Here is a 22,291-nt window from a genome sequence, read left to right as displayed (position 1 = left end):
ATGATATTTTTATCATAAATTTTTATGGATAAATTTTTCCTAAATAAAATAATTTATTTTCTATTGATTTATTAATTCATTTGATTGATATTCAAATGTTTATTTTTAAAATTTCTACATCCTTAAGTATTCATCTGATTGATGAGAAATTGCCGGAATTATTTGTTTTTTAGAATAATTCATTAATTTTTATTCAATATTTGGTGATTTGTAATGATTCTATTTCCCAAAAAAGGTTGTCAGAATTCCATTCTGAATTGTTTTAGAATAATTTTTTTTAGACATAAAAAAACTTCCCGTTTCAGGAAGTTGATCTGTAAGAAAAACAATAACTATTCTTTATAATTGCTTTTTCCTTTGAATTCATGATAAGAATCTTTGATGTGTTTAAGCTGCTCCGAAACAATTTCCCTGCTTTTTTCGCTCAGTTTTCCGGTGTCAATTGCGTTCTGATAAGCATCAATCGCCGCTTTTTCGCCAAAAATTACATTTTCAATCGTAGATTCTTCCGTATTTCCAATGGTAAAAGAATTTTTGATATCAATCCACGTTCTGTGGAGTGTTCCGGCAACAGACGGTGAATCATTCGCTTCACCACCATTTTCGGTGATGAGATCTATGAGTTCGTTTTTCATAACTTTCGAAAGAGAATTCATTCTTGCGTATTCCGATTTCACGTCGGGATAGCTTTCCCATATTTTACCTTCCACTTTTGCAAAGCCTTTTATTCTGTCATTCGTAATGTGGACAAGATCATTCAAAAGATCGATTTCCTCCTGATTTTTCATATTATTTTATTATTGGTGTGCTAAAATCTTTACAATAACCGTACCTTATAGATTCTGCAATAATTCAGTTTCAATTAAAATACGACATCATAAAACAAAATTATATTGTTGTATTTTTGTTTTAAATCTTAAACGATTAAATTATTAAACTTCAATGAACACCCAAAATCACAACATTAAAGCCGTCTTTTTCGATATAGACGGAACATTATTAAGCTTTAAAACAGGAAAAGTCCCCGATTCTACCCAAAATGCTATTCAAAAGTTAAGAGAAAAAGGAATAAAAGTTATTATCGCAACGGGAAGATCCATCAATTCCTTACGTCATATTAATCATCTGAAGTTTGACGGTTTCATTACTTTTAACGGATCGTATTGTGTTACAGCCTCAAACAAGCTTATTTCCAGACATACAATAGATCCTTCCGACATTAAAAGTCTGATTCATTATGCCAAAAATTTTCCGCTGAGCTATTCTTTAATGTATGAAGATAAAGTAGAAATAAACGATGAAACCCCAGAATTAGTGGGAATGTACGCTCACATCAACGTTCCAGTTCCGCCCATTCATGATAAAGAAAATATTGATATTGAAAATGTAATTCAGGCAAATATTTTTCTGAAACCGGAAGCCGAATCCGAATTTATGAAAAAAGTAATGCCCAAAAGTATATCTTCGAGATGGACTCCCCTTTTTGCCGATGTAAATCCCGGAGGAATAAGTAAACAGACAGGAATCGAAAATTTCTGTAAATATTTTGATATCGACGTTTCAGAAACGATGTCTTTCGGAGACGGAGGAAATGATATTTCTATGTTAAAATTTACAAAAATCGGCATCGCCATGGGAAATGCGAACGACAGCGTAAAAGAAGCTGCAGATTACGTAACCGAAGATGTTGACAATCATGGAATTGAAAAAGCTTTAATCCATTTTGGTCTTCTGGATTAAATTCCATTTACACGCTAATTTTTGTGTAAAAAAATTCACTTTTCATAATTTGTGGTATATATTTTTAAGCTGTTTTTAAGAAAAAGGCATAATATGTGTATTTACCTTATCAAATCACTTAAAAATTTTAGTTATGAGAAGTTTATTATGGTTAGTCGCAGTCATTTGTATTGTGGTATGGCTTTTAGGAATGTTAGGAATCGTTCCGGGGATGAGTACAGGATATTTAGTTCACGTATTGCTGGTTATTGCCATCATTGTGGTACTGTATAATCTGATATCCGGTCGAAAGCCTCTCGATTAGACCGTCGTATAAAAGAAATAAAAGCCGGAAACGGGAATTTTCATATTCCTGATTCCGGCTTTTTTATTTTGAATGAATAATTTTTACCTTAGAATTATTCATAATTTTTTTAAATATTACTTAGAAGCCGGTTTTGAAGCAGTTCCTGTAGCTCCCAGTTTAGACTTTACAGTTGGAGTAATATCTTCTCCTCCATCCATATAAGCAACCTGGCTGTTTCCCTGAGAAGGCGCAATATCAAACACATAAGCCAATCCTTTTTCTTTTGCTACCGTAGCAATCATTGCGCTTACTTTCTTCTGAATCGGCGTAAATAATTCCGTCTGCTTTTTAGAAATTTCCTGTGCCGCTTTTGTTCTTGAAGTTTCAATATCTTTACCTAAGGTCTGCAATTCTGTCTGAGCCGCTGTTAATTCTTTAATTACAGTCTCTTTGTTTGCCTCACTTATCGTTTTTTCTTTATCCTGAGCCGCTTTTAATTTTGTCTGATAAGAAGTGATCATCTTTTCAATCTCACCCTGCTTTGCTTTGGTGAAAGTATCTAATGAACCTTCTGCTGTTTTAGCTTCCGGAAGATTGGTAAAAATATCATCCGAATTTACATGCCCGATTTTTTGCTGCGCGCTTACCGTGTTAGACGTAAGGAAAAGTCCTGCCGCTATAGAAAATGTTGTGATAAACTTTTTCATCTTTATTTAAATTTTTATTTTTCGTTTTTTAAAATTCAGCAAATATAATAAATATAACTATATTGGTAGTGATATTTAAAATAAAGTTATCTTAAACAGTATAAAATAGCAAAAACCTCTCGTTAAGAGAGGTTTTTAAATGGTAAATGGATGAAAGCTGTATTAATTTGGGATCTGCGCTTTTTCGTAAATTAATCCTTCCGATTGCAGCTCTTTCCAGAAATCAGACGGAATTTTTTCATGCAGAGCTTTTACATTATCTTCCACCTGTTCCGGTTTGCTCGCTCCGGGAATGATGGATGCAAATTCATCGGCTGCCAAAACAAACTGCAACGCGGCGTGGGTAATGTTGGTATTGTATCTTCTGGCAATTTCATCAATCTTTTCACGTTTTTCTTTCATTCCTTTTGGGATCACATCCTTATAATTGTAACGATCTCGTCCATTGATAAATCCAGAATTATAACCTGCGCCGGAAACCAGCTTCACACCTGCTTTTCTTACTGCGGGAAGCAATCGGTCGACTGAATCTTCATGTTCCAGAATAGAATATTGCGTTGCAGAAAGACAAATATCCGGATCTGCAGAATCCAGACAATCCAGAATCGGTTCAATTTTATTCACGCCCATTCCCCAAGCTTTAATAACGCCCTGATCTCTCAGTTCCGATAAAACTTTAAACGCTCCTTCTCTCGCCTGCTTCAAAAAATACGGATAGCGGTCTCCTACCTGATCTTCAGACAAATCATGCACGTAAACAATATCAATATGGCTCACACGTGTTCTTTCAAGGCTTTCTTCAATAGATCTTTTAATGGCATCTGCCGTGTAATTGTGTTCAAAATCATAATGTAAAGGTGCTTTCCACATGGTTGGCGGAACTTCGTCTTCGGGAACTTCCACAAATAAACGCCCGACTTTGGTAGACAGTACAAACTCATCCCTGTTTTGCCTGTGAAGAAAATTCCCGAATCGTCTTTCACTTTTTGTTAGTCCGTACCACGGCGATGTATCATAATATCGTATTCCGAGATCCCATGCTTTCTGCAAAACTTCATAAGATTCGCCGTCTGTTAATTTATCAAAGGCTGTTCCGATGGCTACTCCACCTAATCCGAGTCTGTGTTTTTCCTTTAAAACATCTGCTTTCATATGGTAATATTTAAAAATTTGGTTGCTCTAAAGGGTACAAACATCGTGCAGATAATGTTTAATCGTAAATTTTTATGTCTAAATAATTGAAACCGCCTATTTGGCTTTATTATTGAATAAAATACGGTAACATTTTCAATCGCACATACATATGAAAAAACACATCGTAATCGTAGGAGGAGGTTTTGCAGGAGTTAATCTTATAAAATCTTTGGTTAATGACAAAAGATTCAGAATTACTTTAGTCGATAAAAACAATTATCACTTTTTTCCACCACTTATTTATCAGGTTGCCACATCGTTTATTGAGGCTTCAAACATCAGTTATCCCTTCAGAAAGCTGCTTTCCAATTATAAAAATGTAAATTTCCACATGGGAAATCTTGTAAAAGCAGATCATGAAAATAATATTCTTGAAACCGATACGGGAAATCTTCATTATGATTATCTGGTTCTTGCATTGGGAACGGAATCCAATTTTTTCGGAATGGAAAATGTGAAAAAATGTTCTATCCCCATGAAAACCATTGATGAAGCACTTTATTTGAGAAATTATATGCTTTTAACGCTTGAAGAAGCGGCAAGAAATAAAAATAGTAAAGAAGCTCAGAAACTTCAGAACATTGTGATTGCGGGAGGCGGACCAACCGGCGTGGAACTTGCCGGAATGATTGCGGAAATGGGAAGCTACATCGCAGAAAAAGAATATCCTGAAATTAAATTCTCACTCTCGAATATTTATTTAATTGATGCACTGCCTACTTTACTTTCGCCGATGAGCAAAATGGCTCAGGAAGCCGCTTATGATAAACTTACAAAACTGGGCGTAAAAATTATTTTAAATACAGCCGTAAAAGATTATGTGGACGGAAAAGTAATTTTAGGAGACGGAACAACCATTGAGACTGAAACTCTTATCTGGACTTCAGGCGTTATTGGCAGAGAAGTGCCGGGAATTCCGGAAGAAAGCATAGGTAAAGGACGCAGAATTTTGGTTGATGCTTACAATAAAGTTCAGGGAACAAAAAATATTTATGCTTTAGGAGATATTTCGTTACAGTTTTCGGATGAAAATTTCCCGAAAGGACATCCGCAATTGGCTCAGGTTGCCATTCAGCATGCCAAAAATTTAGGTAAGAATTTTAAAAGGATTGAAGAGGAAAAAGTTCAGATTCCTTTTAAGTATAACGATAAAGGAAGCATGGCAATCATCTCAAAATTCAATGCGGTTGTAGATCTTCCCAATTTTTCCTACAAAGGATTTACGGCTTGGTTAACGTGGCTTTTTATTCACATTATCCCGCTGATAAGTTTTGGCAGTAAAGTACGATTGGCATTCAACTGGTTAAGATTATTCATTACCAATAATCCGTCTATCCGTCTTATTTTGAGACCTAAAAAAGAAAATGCTTTTCACACGGAATTTTAAATTTCATGATTTATTTCATAACTTTACAAAACTGTAGCAATTCGGTTACAGTTTAAAATTCCCAAAAGTGAATATTCATAATAAGAAAAAGTTTCTGAGCTTCCTGAAGTTCAAGAGAGACTTTCAGAAGTATGGACTTGAAAAAGCGCGCAGCTACGAACTCATCTTACATTGGCTAAACAACAGACTCAGCAGGAACCAGTTTTTGGTTTTATCGGGGATTATTGTGGGCTGTTCAGCCGGTTTGGCAGGTGTAATTCTTAAAACTCTGGTTCACAATATTCATCATTTTATCACAACAAAGGTTCATTTTGAATATCAGGTTCTGTTTTATATTATTTTTCCGTTTCTGGGGATTGTTTTAACGACGAGTATTGTTTTAACGATATTTAAAGGACAGGACAGAAAAGGGATCGGCGCAATTTTATATGAAATTGCACAGAATTCGAGCATTGTTTCTTCCGTGAAAATGTATTCGCAGATTGTACAGAGTGCCGTTACGGTAGGACTTGGTGGTTCTGCGGGACTTGAAAGTCCGATTGCAGTAACCGGAGCAGCCATCGGTTCTAATTTTGCGCAGACTTACCGCCTCAGTTACAAAGAAAGAACCCTTCTGTTGGCTGCCGGAGCAACTGCCGGAATCGCTTCCGCTTTTAACGCTCCGATTGCCGGAATTATGTTTGCTTTCGAAATTCTTTTAACGGGTGTTGTATTTACAGACTTTATTCCTTTGGTTGTAGCCGCGGTTTGCGGAAGTTTACTCTCCAGAATTCTCCTGCAGGAAGATATTCTTTTCAGATTCTATACCCGGGAAGCTTTTAATTATAAAAATCTTCCTTACTATCTTATTCTGGGAATTGTTACAGGTCTGTACGCAAGATATTTTGTGGTGATCTCCCAAAAAGTTGAGCATTTCATCAAAGGGCTGAATATGTCTCGCCTTAGAAAAGCAATGTTTGGCGGAGCGGTTTTGTCGCTGCTTTGCGTTCTTTTTCCGCCTTTGTTTGGAGAAGGTTATGATACGGTAAAAGCTTTTACCAATGGAAATACCCACAATATTATCCAGAATAGTTTTTTCAGATATTTTGAAATAAAAGATTTTACGATTATTATTTTCTTAATTCTGGTTTTATTACTGAAAGCTTTTGCTACTTCTTTCACCATTTTCAGTGGTGGAAACGGAGGGAATTTTGCACCCTCGCTTTTTGCAGGCGGAACAGTAGGGTATCTTTTTGCTGTTGTCTGTCAGCAGATCGGTTTTACGGACGTTCCTGTAACAAATCTTGTTCTGGTAGGAATGGCAGGTGCAATGAGCGGTGTGATGTATGCTCCTTTAACGGCTATTTTCCTTATCGCGGAATCCAGTTTTGGGTATGATCTTTTTATTCCTTTGATGATTGTTTCCATCATTTCTTATCTCATTGCGAAGTGGTTCTCTCCTATTTCTCCGGAGCTGAAATCTTTAGCCGATCAGGGAAAAATATTCACCAATAAACATGATAAAAATATTCTTTTTTCTTTAAAAACAGAAGAATTCATCGATAGATATTCTCAGGCGATTGATGAAAATGCTCCTGTAACGGAATTGTTTGAACTGGTAAAAAACGGTAATAAAAATATTTTTGCGGTAGTAAATGAAGATAAAGTATTAAGAGGAATTTTAACGCTGGATGACATCAGACCTTATCTGTTTACGAGTGATGAAGTTTATGCCACAATTATTCAGATCATGAAAGCTCCACCTGCGATTATTCGTCCGGAAGATCAGCCTCTGGAAATCCTACAGACTTTTGATGATACCGGAGTCTGGAATTTACCTGTGGTGGATTCTGCCAATAAATTTATAGGATTTATATCGAAATCAACTATATTAATGAGCTACCGACAGCTTTTAAAAGAATATTCTGAATAATTTTTTCAGTTGATTAAATTTTATCCTTTTCTATCCAACAAAAAAGACCGACAAAACGTCGGTCTTCATATTTTAAAATTGTTTTTACAGTTAAATTTCTCCCATTACATACATATTTTCCATAGTAGGAACGGGACTTCCACCCTCTTTTTCCAGTGTAATGGCAAAAGCCTGAGCATTTGGAATGTTGGCAAGCGCAATTTTGCTGTCTTTTTCTTCCGTATACATCCCTGCATCTACAGGTTTTCCGTCTGCAATAGCCCAAAGCTGATACTGCATTCCTTCCGGAGCTTTTGGTAAACTTTCCGCGTCAAGATAAACATCCTTGGTTTTAGTATCCCAGAAAACCATCGCTTTGGAATCGTTATGTTTTTCTACGCCTTTCAGTTTCACCATTTTCATATCAGGATTGGAAACCATCTCCATTTTCTGATTTAGTCTCTGCATTGCAAGATTCTGAGCGTTTTTCTCAGTCTCCATTTTTGCAACCGCTTCTTTAGTTTCTTTCTGGCTGTTCATCCAGAAAATATTTCCGCCAACGCTTACCAGAAGCAATACCGATGCTGCAACGGTATACACTTTCCAGTTGTTATTTCCCTGAATTCTTATTTCTTCCTGTGGTTTTGCCGTAGGGATATCCGCAGAAAATACAGGCTTTTCCTCTTCAGCAATCTGTTCCTGCTGAATTTTGTTCCAAATCTTCGATTTTAAATCTGCCGGAGGTGCTACCGCTTGTGCTGTTGCAAGATCTTCCAGTGTTTTCTGTGCCTCTTCAAAAGCAGCTTTTACTTCCGCATTGTTTTTCATCACACACTCCAAAATTCCCGCCTCTTCTGGAGAAGCAAGACCTAGAATATAAGATTCTATAATTCCGGATGATATGTATTCTTTAGTGTTCAATTTATTGATAATCTTTTAGCAAATCTTTAAGTTTCATAAGTGCATTCCTCATTTTAGTTTTAACCGTTCCCAGCGGTATCTTCAGTTTTTCGGATATTTCGTTTTGTGTATATCCCTGATAATACGCGAGATCGATAAGTTCCTTTTTGTCTTTCTCCAGACTTTCAAGCACACTGGCAAAACCGATATAATCGGAAGAATCATTAGTCGTTGAAAGCTCTGTAGAATCATATACGAAATCTGGAAGCGATTGGTTTTTTAACTGGTTCTGAAATCCTTTTGATTTTAAATAATCGATCGCTGTATTCCTTGCAATATTAATCATCCAGGTATAAAATCTACCTTTAGAAACATCATATTGATGGATAGAATTCCATATTTTAACAAAAACGTCCTGAATAATCTCTTCTGTATATTCTTTGGACTGAACAATTCGAAGAATCACCCCGTACAATGCACCGGAATAGTGATCATACAGATGATGAAAACCTGTTTCGTTTTTTTCCTTTAGTAAAACGATTAGCTGCTCTTCAGAATATTTTGTTTTAATAGTAAATTATTTTACCCATCAAAAGTAACAATAATATTAATGATAACCAAATTTTAAAAACTCTTTTAAATCTTTATTAAAACAGAGTATATATTAACAGATTGTAAACAATATTCATCTATTTCAAAACAAATATAAAATTTAATAACCTGTTTTTCAATTACTTGTGATTTTTATTCAAATTTTTAAATCCAAAATAAAACCGAGTTCGTAAATGATTTTAACAACAGACAAATCGAATAATTTATCATTAAAAATTAAAAAAAATGAATACTAGATCAAAAATCGCAGTTTTAGGAATGGTAGCTTTATCATTCGCTTTCAGTGGAAACGCTACAGCACAGACAATGAAGGAAAAAACAGTAATGGTAGGAGGAGCGCCAATGTATCCGTCTAAAAACATTATTGAGAACGCAGTAAATTCTAAAGATCACAAAACACTGGTAGCTGCTGTAAAAGCTGCAGGTCTTGTAGAAACGTTACAGGGAGCAGGTCCGTTTACTGTTTTTGCACCTACGGATGCAGCATTTGCCAAACTTCCGAAAGGAACAGTAGAAAATCTTGTGAAGCCTGAAAATAAAGAAATGCTTACAAAAATTCTTACGTATCATGTTTTACCGGGAAAATACAGCTCTAAACAGGTTTGGGCAGCAGTAAAAGCCGGAAACGGAAAAGCAATGATGAAAACAGTTGAAGGTGAAGAACTTACTTTCTGGGCAAAAGGTAAAAATCTTTATGTAAGAGATGCTAAAGGTAACGATGCAAAAGTAACTATTGCAGACGTTAACCAGTCTAACGGTGTAATTCATGTTATAGATACGGTATTAATGCCATAATAATTTTTAAGTGTGAGAAACAGCATAATATTTATGCTGTTTTCTTTCAACTTTGTCCAAAACACATTAAAATATATAAACCTCTACACTAAAAAATAATATTATGAAAAAAACTATTAATGTGTCTAACCAGGGAGTAACTCTGGATACAGGCAGAAGAAATTTTTTGAAACTGAGCGGTGTAGGTCTTGCTCTTGCAGGTCTTACCATGATCGGTTGTGATGACGATAATTTCGATATGGTTGAAAATAACGTTTTCGACCTTGGAAAAGGTGATGTTGGTGTATTGAACTATGCTTATGCACTTGAACAACTGGAAGCAGATTTCTATACCAAAGTGGTTAATAATTTCTATTCCGGAATCTCAAATGCTGAAAAACAGCTTTTTACAGATCTTTATCATCATGAGGTAATTCACAGAGACTTTTTTAAAGCAGCAATTAGCGGAGCAACATCCAATGTACTGCCTACTCTGGAGTTTCAGTACCCGAATGTAAATTTTAACGACAGAAACTCTGTACTGGCTACTGCAAAAGCATTGGAAGATACAGGAGTTGCAGCGTACAACGGAGCAGGAAAATACATTACCAATGCAGATTATCTGGTAATTGCAGGTAAAATTGTTTCCGTGGAGGCAAGACATGCTTCAGCAATCAGAAACCTTATCAACCCCGGAACCGCGGCTTTCTCAGGAGATGACGTGATTGATGCCAATGGATTGGATCTTGCAAAAGAACCAAAAGATGTCGTATCGGCAGCAGGAGGATTTTTCAAAACACCTTTCACTTGGAAAGAACAGGGAATCGGTTAATTATTCACTTCAAAAAATTACATTATGAATATTCTTAAATTACTAGATAAGCTTTCTGATGATAAATTCTTCACTACAGAAACATCAAGATTAGAAACACTTACCAATATTTCATCTTTCGGGAAAAAAGCGGCTATTGCTGCAGTACCTTTTGGATTAGGAGCTTTAATGACGACTCCTGCAAAAGCTGAAACCACAGATACTACAAAAAATGCAACATTCTTTAAAAGTGCTTTAACGGATGCATTACAATTGGCGTTGGTTTTAGAATATCTTGAAAATGAATATTATGCATTAGGATTGGCGGCTTCGTCTTTGATTCCGAGTGCAGACAAAGTGGTATTTATGCAGATTGCAAAACATGAATCTGCACACGTAACGTTTTTGAAAAATACTTTAACTTCTTTAGGAGTAACTCCGGGCGCTAAACCGACCTTCGATTTTACGGCGAACGGTAATTTTTCACCTTTTACAGATTACAATCAGTTCCTTGTTTTAGCTCAGGCATTTGAAGATACCGGAGTAAGAGCGTACAAAGGACAGGCAGGAAATGTAATGTCTAATAAAACTGTTCTTCAGGCTGCATTGCAGATTCACTCTGTAGAAGCAAGACACGCTTCACAGGTAAGAAGAATGAGAGCCAACAAAGGATGGATAGAATTGGCAGACGGAGGAAATATGCCTTCTGCAACCAATCCTGTTTACGCCGGAGAAGGCAATACAAATCAGGCTGGCTTTAATACCGCAACAGCTTTTGGAGCCGCTGCAGGTTCTGCTGCCTATGACGAGATTTTAAGTGGAAGTGATGCCCAGGCAATTGCATCATTATTCATTGTCTGAGGGGTTTTTACCTTAAATTTTTAGCTGTTTAGTCCCTTTCCGAGTTTTTCGGAAAGGGATTTTTTTAAAATATTAAATAACTGCCAGTTATTTTTTAAGCCACGTCTGGTTTTCTTTATTCTCAGACCGTTTTCTGCCATTATCAATATTATAAGCAAAGCCGACTCCTAAAGTCTGTTTTAGCTGTGTTTTAGCAATCTGATTATGATCGTACAGTAAGTCCAGCGTTACATTTGTGGAAATAAATTTATTGATTTTCATATTCAAAATTCCGCTGTATGCTAAAACAAGTCTTTCAGGATGATCCAGATAATTGGAGAAAACAGAACCTGTATTCATTAAAGTAATGTTCTCCATGATCTTTAGTTTATACATAGCTGTTCCCAAAAAACCGAATTGAAACAGAGAAGAGTCTCCGTCATTCTTTAATCCATAAATTCCCTTGTATTGAAGTTCTTTATCTAAAACAAAGGTCCATCTTGCATTGGCAGGACGTATTGTTGCCGTAAAATTGTCATTGGGTCTGTAAGTAACTCCGGCTCCCATATTGAGATAACCCGGAGCCATGAAATTTGAAATTTTCGCGGCATCAGGATTATTTCCGTCTGCATAACCCGGTGCAAACTGTGTCTGTAAACTGGCTCCTGCGGAAATATACCAGTTCTTCGCAAATTCTCTTCCGTAATTAGTGGAAAGATTAATTACATCCTGAGTTTTTCTCGTTCCTACTCCTTTCGTATTATTTTGTCCGTATCCGAGAATAATAATATTTTCCCAGAGATCTTTTCCTTTTTCGTACGTAAGATTATAGTTTACTCCGGCAAGCCATCCTACATTATTGGCTCCTCCTCCAACCCAGTTGGAAAAAGCTGCCTGATTGAGCATTAAGGTATTCTGTCCCTGAATGCTCCATACTTTTGCTGTATCCGAAACAGCAGCTTCGCTTTTTTCCTGAGCGCAGAGATGAATCCCTAATAAAACGATAAGTGGAAGTAATTTTCTTTTCATAAGTTTATATTTTGGTTTAAAATTAAAAATAAAACTTACTGATTTGTTAAAAATTTTGAACTTAAAAGAATTTATGTGAAATTATTTTACACTTAGTCAATATAAAGTCGGTAATTAAAAAGGGTAAGAGGTAAATGAGAAGATATGATCAGTCATTGTATTTAATTCAAAGATAGCGTTCCTACGGAACGCCGAGTATCTCGCGAATATGATTTCTAGACAAATAAAGCTCCATAGAGTCTTTACATAGGCTTGAAACAAATTAAAAAAAAAGATTATAAAGAAATAAAAAATCACAGTTTTAAGCCAATCATTTTTATCTATTAACATCATGAAAAAAATATGTTATTTTTTTTCTGAAAATATTAGGTTGGAAAATCATTTTTTGATTATATTTGTGAATCGAAATAATTTTTTTTCATCATTTGTGTTTTTTTAGGCTCCTTTCTAAGGAGTCTTTTTTGTTTTTATCAGGTAACCCGCTTTCTATTGCTTGAAGCCACCCATTCGTCTTTTTTACATTTGCTGCAGTTTCCAGCCATACCTTTGTGTTTTTCTGTCGTATGTCCGCAGAACGTGCAGGAATAAAATCCTTCATGAACAATCGTTTTCACAGGATGATCCAGAGAATCCGGCATAATCGGAAGTCCGTACTTTACTCTTTCATCTTCGAAATAAAACACACTGATTTCTCCCGAAATTTCTTCAATGGCACTTTCGATCTGTCCCAACTGAGAAATTCCTTTTAACCTTAATTCAGCAAAAAATTCATCACTGCCGAGATTTTCTTTTTTAAAATTTTCAATGGAAAATTCTCCGTTTTCGATCAGACAGATGGATTTTCCTTCAATAAGCTGTTCGATTTTTTTATTTTTTGCGATAAAATAGGTTACAATGGTGTACAGAAGAATAATTACGGCAAAAACAATGAATGATGAAACAATTCCGACATCTTTATTAAACATCGGATCTCCCGCCGCAGAACCAAGTCCGATAATCACCACAAGTTCGAAAATCGAAAGCTGCTTCACTCCCCTTTTCCCTAAAACTCTTAATCCGATGATGATCGTAATGAACATAATGGCAGTACGGAGAATAATTTCCAGAATAAAAGACCACTCTTCGTGCCCCATCAGAAGTTCTTTCCAGTCTAATTCTAAAAGAAATATGGATAACATATAAAATTTATTTTTGCAAGGTTCAAAAAATACGCCAAGCAAAAGAAAAACGCATCATGAACGTCTGTACTTAAAACAAAAACCGCCTCTGTTGAAACGGTTTTTCTCTTATTCTTTACTCCATTCTTCCCGAAGCAAAGCGTAAATTACATCATCTGTCCATTTGTTTTTCCAGAAGAGACTTTTCACAAAATGACCTTCTTTTCTAAAGCCGATGCGTTCCATCAGTTTAAGAGAATCAATATTTTCCGGATCTACAGAAGCCATGATCCTGTGTTTTTTCAGATCACTGAAAAGAAAATTAATTACTCCTTTTAACGCTTCAGAAGCATACCCTCTTCCCTGAAAGTCCTTATTTAAAGTAATTCCTAATTCTGTCTGCAAATTTTCTGCACCAAAAAAATGAATTCCGATATCGCCGATCACAGCTTTTGTATCTTTTTCCGTAATTAAAACCTGATACCAGCTTTCCGGCTGATTAAATTCTTTATTATTTCTTTCAATAAACTGTTCAACATCTTCCAAAGTTTCAGGAATCCAGCTCTGAAATTTATTCGCTTCCGCATCAGAACGATAATTAAAAACTGCCTGTTTATCATCCAAAGCTATATCCCGAATCAGTAATCTTTCTGTTTCTAAATGCATTTTTTATAATTTGTTCCGGCTAAATTAAGATTTAATCTCAAATCTTTAAGCAAGAGATTTAGGCATCTAATTCAGCTTCTTCACCGTCATTCAGCATAAAACATCTTTCTTCCAAACCATTCTCCTGAATTTTTTCTTTAATGAATTTTCTGTCTTCTTTAGAATGACTTAAACTTTCAAGATGTGTTACCCAGACCTTTGAATTCGGCGCGGTTTCACAGACTTTCAAAATATCATGACTTGTCATCACAATCGGATCTCCCACTACAAAAGTTGCTGCTCCTCCCGCAACAATAATGTGCTCCGGCTGATGTTTTTTAATTGCCTGTTCCACTTCTTCACACCAGATACTGTCACCCGCAATATAAACAGACTGTTCAGCATTTTTAAAGACAAATCCATGAACTACGCCCATCTGTTCTTCAATTTCCCCTGTTCCGTGATGTCCGTCCGTTAAAGAAATTTCAATATTTTTAAACTGTACTGTATCGTTAAAAGCAATCACATTTTTAAATCCTGCCTCAGAAATCTGTTCGGAAATGATTTCAGGACAAATAATGGGTACATTTTTATCTAATAGTTCAATCGCTTTCGGATCCCAATGATCCGGATGAAGATGTGTAACGGCTACCGCATCAATCGTTTTTAATTTTTCCTGAAGTTCTTCCTCAGTGAAAGGTAAATCAACTAACGGATTCAATAATTCATTGTCTACCATCGGAAATATTCCTAAAGAACCTTTTTCACCCAACATCGGATCAATTAAGATGTTCAATCCATCAATATTTAAAAGCAGTGTTGCATTTCGCCATAATTGTAATTTCATTTTCTTTAATTTTGTATCTGCAAAGCTATTATTTAAGTGAAATTAAATAATCGATGGTTACCAAAAGGTGCACTATATACAATTTTGTAACGTATGACATTTGAAGAATTTAAAAACTGCGGACTGAGAAAAACATTAGACATGATCTCTGGAAAGTGGAAACCGCTTATCTTATCTAATCTTTTTGAGGAAAAAGAAATCCGTTTTGTGGAATTATGGCGAAAAATGCCTAAAGTTTCAAAAAAAGTTCTGGCAGAACAGCTCAAACAAATGGAGGAAGATCATATCATTCAACGGGTTGAAGTCTACAATTTTCCTCCGGAAGTATATTATAAATTAACGGAAAGAGGCAAAAAGCTCGGTCCGATCCTTGATGAACTTCACCAATGGGGAAACGAACATCAAAGAGTTTAAAATCAATTAATTACTGAAGCCATCCAAAACTTCAAGAATATTCCCATACACAAAATCCAGTTCTTCAGGCGTAATGCAGTAAGGCGGAACGAGATACATCACATTTCCCAAAGGACGCATGATGATTCCTCTTTTTAAAAATTCATTATACAAAACCTTCCCGATTTCGTTAAAATAGGACGTTTTTTCATCATTTTTAATTTCCCAGGCGATAATTGTTCCGGTCTGTCTTACATTTTCAACTTTCGGGTGATTTTTTAAAACCTGAGAAAAATTAAAATGTTTCTGACTGATTGCATTGATTTTTTCCAGCGTTTCTTCTTTCAAAAGCAATTCCATACTTGCCAAAGCCGCTGTACAGGCTAAAGGATTCGCCGTGAAAGAATGACCATGAAACAAGGTTTTGTATTTGTCATCCGACAAAAACGCTTCGAAAATCTGTTGTGAAGAAGTTGTAATTCCCATCGGCATTGTTCCTCCCGTTAATCCCTTCGAAAAACACATGATATCCGGTTTTTCCGAAAGATAATTTGCCGCAAACAGCTTTCCGGTTCTTCCGAAACCTGTAAAAACTTCGTCCTGAATCATTAAAATTTCACTTTCTCTGCAAAACTTCATCAGTTCTGATAAATCTTCGGCTTTGTGCATCAACATTCCCGCAGCTCCCTGAATCAGCGGTTCGTAAATGAAGCACGCAATTTCTTCAGAATGATTTTTTATGATAACTTTTAAATCCTCAATATTCCCGGAAGTTGGCGGATCAATAAAGATCACTTCAAAAAGCATTTCCCCGAAAGGTTTTGTCCAGACACTTCTTCCGCTCACCGACATCGCTCCGAACGTATCACCATGATAAGCTTCTTTAAAAGCCAGAATTTTCGTCTTTTCTTTTCCCTGATTATGCCAGAACTGAATACACATTTTCAGCGCCACTTCCACCGCAGTAGAACCGTTATCCGAATAAAAAACCTTCTCCTGATTTTCAGGCAGCAGTTTCAGTAAACTCTCAGAAAGCTTAATGGCTGGTTCGTGTGTAAATCCCGCAAAAATAACCTGTTCCAGCGTATTCAACTGCTCAGAAACTCTTTGTGCAATGTACGGATTCGCGTGACCGTGAAGCGTAACCCACCACGAAGCGACTGCATCGATGTATTTTTTTCCGTCTTCATCGTACAAATAAATTCCGCTTCCTTTCACGATCGGGATTGCATCTTCCGCCGTTTTCATCTGCGTGTAAGGATGCCAGTTGACGGCTCTGTCGCGCTCTTGTAAATTCATAAATAATTGTTCGTAATGTTTAATTTTATCAATGGTGAATTGTCAATCGTCAAGTTTAAACGCAAAGACTTTATTTCCATGTTAATATTTTAAGCTAAGCAAAGTGAAGCAGATTTCATCTGCCATTAAGCGAACGCTTCATCATCCGTCTCTGACGGAAATTTCTTTGCTTTACTCATTATTAAAACAAAACATTTTCTTTGCGTTTAATCATTTTTTACATTAAGTACTAAAAACTATGAATAGAATTCAATACTGAATTGTCAATCATAAATTGTAAACGCAAAGACTATATTTCTAAATTAATATTTTAAGCTAAGCAAAGTAAAGCAGATTTCATCTGCCATCAAGCGAACGCTTCATCATCCGTCTCTGACGGAAATTTCTTTGATTTACTTATTATTAAAACAGAATATTTTTCTCTGCGTTTAATCATTCTTTATATTAATAGATAAGTACTGAAAACTATGAATAGAATTCAATGCTGGATTGTCAATCGTGAATTGTTATTATTCACACTCCAAAAAATTGACTATTGACCATTCAGTATTCACTTTTCCCCATTCACTTTTCAGCACATCGTTTTCTCTTTCATCATCGGCTTTAATCCCAAAGTCTGCAACATCTGCATATCCTCAGAAACACCCGGATTTGGTGTTACCAGAAGCGTTTCTCTTTCTCCTGTAAAGATCGAGTTGGCTCCCGCCATGAAACACCATCCCTGCTCAAATTCAGTCATTTCAATTCTTCCTGCGCTTAGACGAACCATTGATGAAGGCATTACAATTCTTGCTGTAGCGATCATTCTTACCATTTCCCAGGTATTCGTTTTTTCGTTATCCTGAAGCGGCGTCCCTTCTACTCTTGCCAATGCGTTGATCGGGACAGATTCCGGATGTTTCGGCATTGTTGCCAATGTTAAAAGCATCGAAATCCGGTCCTTTGGTGTTTCTCCCAATCCGATAATTCCTCCCGAACAAACCGTAATTCCGGCTTTTCTTACATTATTAATGGTATTGATTCTGTTGTCGAACGTTCTTGTGGAAATAATTTCATCGTAGTATTCCTCGGAAGTATCCAGATTGTGATTGTATGCATACAAACCTGCTTCCTGAAGGCGTTTTGCCTGATCTTCCGTTAACATTCCCAACGTACAGCACACTTCCAATCCCAGTTCATTTACGCCTTTTACCATATCAATAACACGGTCGAAATCACGGTTGTCACGCACTTCTCTCCACGCTGCAGCCATACAGAAACGCGATGAGCCGCCTTCTTTTGCTTTTTTGGCGTGTTCAATGACTGTTTCTGTAGGCAGTAAAGCCTGAACTTTAATATTCGTATGATAACGTGCTGCCTGTCCGCAATATGAACAGTCTTCCGGACAGCCTCCTGTTTTAATTGAAAGCAATGTTGACATCTGAACTTCTTCAGGATTATGCCACTCACGATGAACCGTTGCAGCTTTATAAACAAGTTCCAGAAGCGGAAGATTGTAAATTTCTTCTATTTCTTCCTTCGTCCAGTCGTTTCTTAGTTGATTCTTATTCATGATTCTATTTTTTCTAATTGTAGTGCAATATTTTCTATACTTTCTTTTGTTATATTTTCAAGGTCAGGAATTCTTATAATTTCAGTTTCCGGTGGAATATTTTCACAAATAACTCTTTCTGTGTCCGGTGGAAAATTTCCGTTGAGAATTAAATAGTTCAGTTTAATTTTCTTTTGGTTTAAAACTAAAACAGATAACAATGTATGATTGATACAGCCTAAATAATTCTTCACAACCAAAGCGGCGGGAAAGTTCAGCTTTTCAATTAAATCAATAATAAATTCATTATCATTCAGCGGAACCATCAATCCTCCCGCTCCTTCTATGATTAAATGATTCTGTGTTTTCGGAATTTGGAATTCATTCAAATCAATCAGAATCCCTTCCTCTTTAGCCGATTGATGCGGTGATGCGGCCAGCTTAAAACGATATCTTTCCGGATGGCAAACCGTATGCTCTCCTACCCAGTCTTTAATTTTCATCGTATCAGAATAATTCAAATCTCCGGACTGAACAGGTTTCCAATACTCTGCCTCAAAATATTTGGTTAAAACCGCCGAACAAACCGTTTTCCCGACTTCTGTCCCGATTCCTGTGACGAAGAGTGTTTTCTGCTTCATATTTTTTATTTCTAATTCAATGTTCATTGTTTCAATGGTTTCTTGTCATTTCGACGAAGGAGAAATCTACCCTTTTTTAATAATAAAATTGTTTAAACTATTTCAGGATTAACCACAAAAGTATTAAAGTGAATTTTTATAATAATTAAAGGGTTCAAAAGGATAAAAATCAAAGATTTTTAAAAACTATTGTTACCTTTTTGATTTATAATGATCAACTTTAAATAAAAGTTTAGTTCATCTTTTGTGACTTTTGCGGTTAAATAAAAGTTTAAACAGACTTAATCAATAGATTCATCACTCCGCTATTGAATGACATTTACGTTTTAAACAAACTCTCTAATAATCCCCGTTAACTTCAAAATTTCATCCTCTGTATTAAAACTGTGAATACAAATCCTCAGTCTTTCCGTTCCTTCTTTTACCGTCGGACTGAAAACCGCATACGTTAAAAATCCACTTTCCGATAAAACGTTTTGTACAATTTTCAACTGACGATTATCCGGAATAATAATCGCCTGAATTGGACTGTTTTCAGATGACGTAGTGGCTAAATTCTGCTCACGAAAAATTTTAATGTTTTCCTGAAGTTGAATGGATAATCTACTGTTTGCTTTTAAAAATTCATATCCACAAAAAATGCTCATCCACAGAAAATCGTGCGCTGAAGTCGTATAGATAAAAGGTGATGCAAAATTGACGAGATAAGATTTAATTAAATCATTCGTTAAAATCGCCGCGCCATGCGTTCCCAAAGCTTTTCCATAGGTGACAACCGTTGCTGAAACTTTTTCCTGTAGGTTAAACTCATTCACCAAACCGTTTCCAAAAACACCGAAAGCGTGGGCTTCATCCACAATTAACTGAGCATTGTATTTTGCTGTGATTTCTGAAATCTCTTTCAAAGGAGCAATATCTCCGTCCATCGAATACAGGCTTTCAACAGCAACATAGCAAAGTCCGGTTTGTTTTTTCAGAATCCTTTCTAAATCTTCAATATCATTATGCTTGAATTTCAGTTTTTTAGCATTCGACATCCTACATGCATCATGAACAGAACGATGAATTTTTTCATCCACAATTATGGTATCATGACGGGTTGGAAGCGTTGAAAATAGAGCCAGATTCGCGTTATATCCCGAAGAAAAAAGTAAAGCCGATTCGTACAGATGTTCTTTGGCTATACATTCTTCTGTTTCAGCAACAGTTAAACTATTTCCGCTGATCAGTCTGGAACCAGTACTTCCTTTCAGCAATTCCGGATTTTCATTGATTTTTTTTAATAAAATCTGCTGAAAATCTTTATTTCCTGCCAATCCCAAATAATCGTTGGAATAAAAATCCACTCCTTCCTTTTGAGATTTTAAAACCCGTAAGATTCCGCTTTCTTTTCTTTTTTCTAAGGCTTCCTGAAAATGGCGAAAATTATTCAGCATAATTTACCTGTAAAATCTCTTTTGAAATGGAATCAATCCATTGATTATGAAGACCTTTTTCAATCTCTAAAACAATTTCTGCATGAATTTTCCAGTCTTCCGAAAAATCGTCCAACTGATTAATCATTTCCTCCAAATGTCCTTCTTCCTCCAAAATAATTGATTTTACCATAACTTTTGAGGTATATTTTGTCAGAATTTCCTGATAAACAGGATATAATTCATCAGCACGAACCTCAATAGCATATGTTACAAACAGATACGCCGCATATTTTAATTCTTCTTTGCTGAGATTGAAATTTTGCTGAAGATATTTACACGCTTTAACGTCGAGAGAATGAAGATATTGTCTCGTTGCCGTTGCGGCTAAAAGTTCATTGCTATTGTACGTTTTGCACATTTCGGGATCAATTTTCAGGATCTGCTTTTTAAGATAATAAGCATGGCGATGTTCTTCCGCAGCGTGTTTTAGCTGTATTAAACTCACGTTAGTCGGATGTTCGCAAGCTGAAATTTTTCTGGCTCCTGCATTTTCCATAAAGGAAAGCGTATTCAGCCATTTTGCGTGCGTTTCATTTTGCTGAATAATTTTTTCTAAAAGACTGTACAATTCCATTCTTTTTTGTTTTGGTTCAAAAGTAGTATATTGCCGGATGGTTACATGGTGCCAGTTTTGAGATTATGGATAGTCCGGTTAAAATTCCTTATCAGAGCTTCATTAAAATCAATAGAAATTCCGAAGTTTCTATTTATATGCAGATTTCTAATCAGCTTATTAATGCCATTCAACGTGGTTTTTTGCCATTCGGAACCAAACTTCCGGGAACAAGAGTGTTAAGCGAAATGCTGAATGTTCACAGAAATACCATTGTTTCTGTCTACGAAGAACTGTTTTCTCAGGGATGGGTGGAAAGTCTTCCCAACAAAGGAACCTTTATCATCGGAAAAGACCAGTATCAGTTTTTGGAATCGAAAAATTTACAAAAAATTCAGCTCGAAAATTATCCCAAATCAACAGGATTTACCTTCAAAACATCCAATATTTTAGATAATCCTTTTGAATATTCCAATTGTGAATACATTTTTAATGACGGAATTCCCGACATCCGCTTAACTCAGATCGATCAGCATTCCAGAATTTACAGTTCTATCTTAAAAAGAAAAGCACATAAAATCGGACAGTACAATCAGGATGGAAGCGAATTTTTTAAAGAAAATCTTTCAAAATATTTAAAATTATCCAGAGGATTGCCTATTTCTAAAAATAATCTTCTGATCACAAGAAGTACAGAAATGAGCATTTATATTGCTTCGGAAATTCTTTTATCTGAAGGGGATATTGTTTTAGTTGCAGAACTGAGTTATTTCTCGGTGAACATGATTTTTCAAAAAGCAGGAGTGAAAATAAAATCGGTGTCCATTGACAATGACGGAATTAACACGGAAGAAGTAAGGAAAATTTGTCAGCAATACAAGGTGAGAATGCTGTATCTTACGCCGCATCATCATTATCCTACAACTGTTACGTTGAGCGCACAGCGCAGATTAGAACTGCTGAATCTTGCGAATGAATTTGGTTTTATCATTTTAGAAGACGATTACGATTACGATTTTCATTATGACAAAAGTCCGCTTCTTCCGCTTGCAAGCGCAGATACGAACGGAATGGTAATTTACATCGGTTCTTTCGGAAAATCTCTGGCTCCCGGTTTTCGGACAGGATTTATTGTCGCTCCCGAAAATCTGATGTCTGAAATGAGGAAACATCTGGGAATTATCGACAGACAGGGTGATATTTTAATGGAACACGTTTTGGGAGAAATGATTGCCGAAGGAGAAATTAACCGATATCTGAAAAAATCATTAAAAATTTATCAGGAAAGAAGAGATTATTTTATTCATCTCATTCAGCAAAATTTAGGAAATTATATACAATTCGAAAAACCGTCGGGCGGACTTGCGGTCTGGGCAGAATGGCAAATTCCCATCAATTTAATGCAGCTTTCTAAAAATTGTGCGCAAAACAATTTATTCATTCCTAAAACCTTACTTTATCAGAATAAAAATCTAACCGCCATGCGTTTAGGATTTGGAAACCTCAATACCACAGAAATGGAAAAATCGGTTGAAATAGTAACGGATCATGTGAAAAAGATGCTACATTAAAGATT

At 35.9% G+C, this 22,291-nt stretch carries 23 protein-coding genes; 9 read left to right on the top strand and 14 right to left on the bottom strand.

The annotated features are described in order from the left end of the window. Positions 1-332: 332 nt before the first annotated feature. The gene (locus QWT87_RS02080; protein ID WP_273136174.1) at positions 333-788 is read right to left on the bottom strand and encodes a PA2169 family four-helix-bundle protein; all 456 of its coding nucleotides are present in this window, start codon (positions 786-788) and stop codon (positions 333-335) included. Positions 789-942: 154 nt separating this feature from the next. On the opposite strand from QWT87_RS02080, the gene QWT87_RS02075 reads away from it, so the two are divergent. Together QWT87_RS02075 and QWT87_RS02070 are read left to right on the top strand one after the other, a co-directional pair. Then, the gene (locus QWT87_RS02075) at positions 943-1,740 is read left to right on the top strand and encodes a Cof-type HAD-IIB family hydrolase (RefSeq protein ID WP_302713174.1); all 798 of its coding nucleotides are present in this window, start codon (positions 943-945) and stop codon (positions 1,738-1,740) included. 133 nt (positions 1,741-1,873) lie between these two features. Further along, a complete protein-coding gene (locus QWT87_RS02070) occupies positions 1,874-2,044 on the top strand; it encodes a lmo0937 family membrane protein (RefSeq protein ID WP_106408105.1) in 171 nt (56 codons plus the stop codon). A gap of 116 nt (positions 2,045-2,160) precedes the next feature. On the opposite strand, the gene QWT87_RS02065 is transcribed toward QWT87_RS02070, so the two are convergent. Beyond that, positions 2,161-2,733 carry an OmpH family outer membrane protein gene (locus tag QWT87_RS02065; RefSeq protein WP_302713171.1) on the bottom strand — a complete coding sequence of 191 codons (573 nt, stop codon included), beginning with the start codon at positions 2,731-2,733 and terminating at the stop codon, positions 2,161-2,163. A gap of 162 nt (positions 2,734-2,895) precedes the next feature. Continuing rightward, positions 2,896-3,885: an aldo/keto reductase gene (locus QWT87_RS02060; protein WP_302713169.1), complete on the bottom strand. Its 990-nt coding sequence runs from the start codon at positions 3,883-3,885 to the stop codon at positions 2,896-2,898. Between the two features lie 151 nt (positions 3,886-4,036). On the opposite strand from QWT87_RS02060, the gene QWT87_RS02055 reads away from it, so the two are divergent. Continuing rightward, positions 4,037-5,314: an NAD(P)/FAD-dependent oxidoreductase gene (locus tag QWT87_RS02055; RefSeq protein ID WP_302713167.1), complete on the top strand. Its 1,278-nt coding sequence runs from the start codon at positions 4,037-4,039 to the stop codon at positions 5,312-5,314. A 67-nt stretch (positions 5,315-5,381) separates the two neighbouring features. Next, positions 5,382-7,226 carry a chloride channel protein gene (locus tag QWT87_RS02050; protein ID WP_302713165.1) on the top strand — a complete coding sequence of 615 codons (1,845 nt, stop codon included), beginning with the start codon at positions 5,382-5,384 and terminating at the stop codon, positions 7,224-7,226. Positions 7,227-7,316: 90 nt separating this feature from the next. On the opposite strand, the gene QWT87_RS02045 is transcribed toward QWT87_RS02050, so the two are convergent. Together QWT87_RS02045 and QWT87_RS02040 are read right to left on the bottom strand one after the other, a co-directional pair. Further along, entirely contained in the window at positions 7,317-8,126 is an 810-nt protein-coding gene (locus tag QWT87_RS02045; RefSeq protein ID WP_302713163.1) for an anti-sigma factor, read from the bottom strand. Position 8,127: 1 nt separating this feature from the next. Next, positions 8,128-8,604, bottom strand: coding sequence for an RNA polymerase sigma factor (locus QWT87_RS02040; RefSeq protein WP_087710199.1), 477 nt, complete (start codon positions 8,602-8,604; stop codon positions 8,128-8,130). A 338-nt stretch (positions 8,605-8,942) separates the two neighbouring features. On the opposite strand from QWT87_RS02040, the gene QWT87_RS02035 reads away from it, so the two are divergent. The 3 genes from QWT87_RS02035 to QWT87_RS02025 all read left to right on the top strand — a co-directional run bounded on the left by QWT87_RS02035 (position 8,943) and on the right by QWT87_RS02025 (position 11,163). Further along, the gene (locus QWT87_RS02035; protein WP_087710197.1) at positions 8,943-9,512 is read left to right on the top strand and encodes a fasciclin domain-containing protein; all 570 of its coding nucleotides are present in this window, start codon (positions 8,943-8,945) and stop codon (positions 9,510-9,512) included. 103 nt (positions 9,513-9,615) lie between these two features. Further along, entirely contained in the window at positions 9,616-10,323 is a 708-nt protein-coding gene (locus QWT87_RS02030) for a ferritin-like domain-containing protein (RefSeq protein WP_087710195.1), read from the top strand. Positions 10,324-10,347: 24 nt separating this feature from the next. Then, a complete protein-coding gene (locus tag QWT87_RS02025) occupies positions 10,348-11,163 on the top strand; it encodes a ferritin-like domain-containing protein (RefSeq protein ID WP_087710193.1) in 816 nt (271 codons plus the stop codon). Between the two features lie 87 nt (positions 11,164-11,250). Here the strand turns inward: QWT87_RS02025 and QWT87_RS02020 are convergent, their stop codons facing one another. From QWT87_RS02020 to QWT87_RS02005, 4 genes are all read right to left on the bottom strand, one after another. After that, on the bottom strand, positions 11,251-12,171 hold the full coding sequence (locus tag QWT87_RS02020; protein WP_302713158.1) for a DUF3078 domain-containing protein: 921 nt from the start codon (positions 12,169-12,171) through the stop codon (positions 11,251-11,253). Positions 12,172-12,641: 470 nt separating this feature from the next. Next, positions 12,642-13,349, bottom strand: a complete 708-nt coding sequence (locus QWT87_RS02015; RefSeq protein ID WP_302713156.1) for a DUF421 domain-containing protein — start codon at positions 13,347-13,349, stop codon at positions 12,642-12,644. Between the two features lie 108 nt (positions 13,350-13,457). After that, the gene (locus QWT87_RS02010; protein ID WP_302713154.1) at positions 13,458-13,994 is read right to left on the bottom strand and encodes a GNAT family N-acetyltransferase; all 537 of its coding nucleotides are present in this window, start codon (positions 13,992-13,994) and stop codon (positions 13,458-13,460) included. 58 nt (positions 13,995-14,052) lie between these two features. Beyond that, the gene (locus QWT87_RS02005) at positions 14,053-14,820 is read right to left on the bottom strand and encodes an MBL fold metallo-hydrolase (RefSeq protein ID WP_302713152.1); all 768 of its coding nucleotides are present in this window, start codon (positions 14,818-14,820) and stop codon (positions 14,053-14,055) included. 93 nt (positions 14,821-14,913) lie between these two features. Here QWT87_RS02005 and QWT87_RS02000 point away from each other — a divergent pair, with 93 nt between their 5' ends. Then, positions 14,914-15,234, top strand: coding sequence for a winged helix-turn-helix transcriptional regulator (locus tag QWT87_RS02000; RefSeq protein ID WP_302713150.1), 321 nt, complete (start codon positions 14,914-14,916; stop codon positions 15,232-15,234). A 6-nt stretch (positions 15,235-15,240) separates the two neighbouring features. Here the strand turns inward: QWT87_RS02000 and bioA are convergent, their stop codons facing one another. The 5 genes from bioA to QWT87_RS01975 all read right to left on the bottom strand — a co-directional run bounded on the left by bioA (position 15,241) and on the right by QWT87_RS01975 (position 20,736). After that, complete coding sequence (gene bioA, locus QWT87_RS01995) at positions 15,241-16,512, bottom strand: adenosylmethionine--8-amino-7-oxononanoate transaminase (RefSeq protein ID WP_302713148.1); 1,272 nt, start codon at positions 16,510-16,512, stop codon at positions 15,241-15,243. A 571-nt stretch (positions 16,513-17,083) separates the two neighbouring features. After that, the gene (gene bioB, locus QWT87_RS01990; protein WP_235130759.1) at positions 17,084-18,064 is read right to left on the bottom strand and encodes a biotin synthase BioB; all 981 of its coding nucleotides are present in this window, start codon (positions 18,062-18,064) and stop codon (positions 17,084-17,086) included. Next, positions 18,061-18,711 (bottom strand): dethiobiotin synthase, encoded by a 651-nt coding sequence (bioD, locus tag QWT87_RS01985; RefSeq protein ID WP_302713144.1) that lies wholly within the window; start codon positions 18,709-18,711, stop codon positions 18,061-18,063. Before bioD ends, bioB begins: the two co-directional genes overlap by 4 nt. 299 nt (positions 18,712-19,010) lie before the next feature. Next, a complete protein-coding gene (locus QWT87_RS01980) occupies positions 19,011-20,120 on the bottom strand; it encodes an aminotransferase class I/II-fold pyridoxal phosphate-dependent enzyme (protein ID WP_302713142.1) in 1,110 nt (369 codons plus the stop codon). After that, positions 20,110-20,736, bottom strand: a complete 627-nt coding sequence (locus QWT87_RS01975) for a hypothetical protein (protein WP_407933579.1) — start codon at positions 20,734-20,736, stop codon at positions 20,110-20,112. Before QWT87_RS01975 ends, QWT87_RS01980 begins: the two co-directional genes overlap by 11 nt. A gap of 65 nt (positions 20,737-20,801) precedes the next feature. Here QWT87_RS01975 and QWT87_RS01970 point away from each other — a divergent pair, with 65 nt between their 5' ends. After that, positions 20,802-22,286, top strand: a complete 1,485-nt coding sequence (locus QWT87_RS01970) for an aminotransferase-like domain-containing protein (protein WP_302713140.1) — start codon at positions 20,802-20,804, stop codon at positions 22,284-22,286. Positions 22,287-22,291: the final 5 nt, after the last annotated feature.

The organism is Chryseobacterium urinae (genome assembly GCF_030518295.1).
Taxonomy (GTDB): Bacteria; Bacteroidota; Bacteroidia; order Flavobacteriales; family Weeksellaceae; genus Chryseobacterium; species Chryseobacterium mucoviscidosis.
Note: the sequence above shows the minus strand (reverse complement) of the source record. Positions and strands in the feature narration are given on the sequence as shown.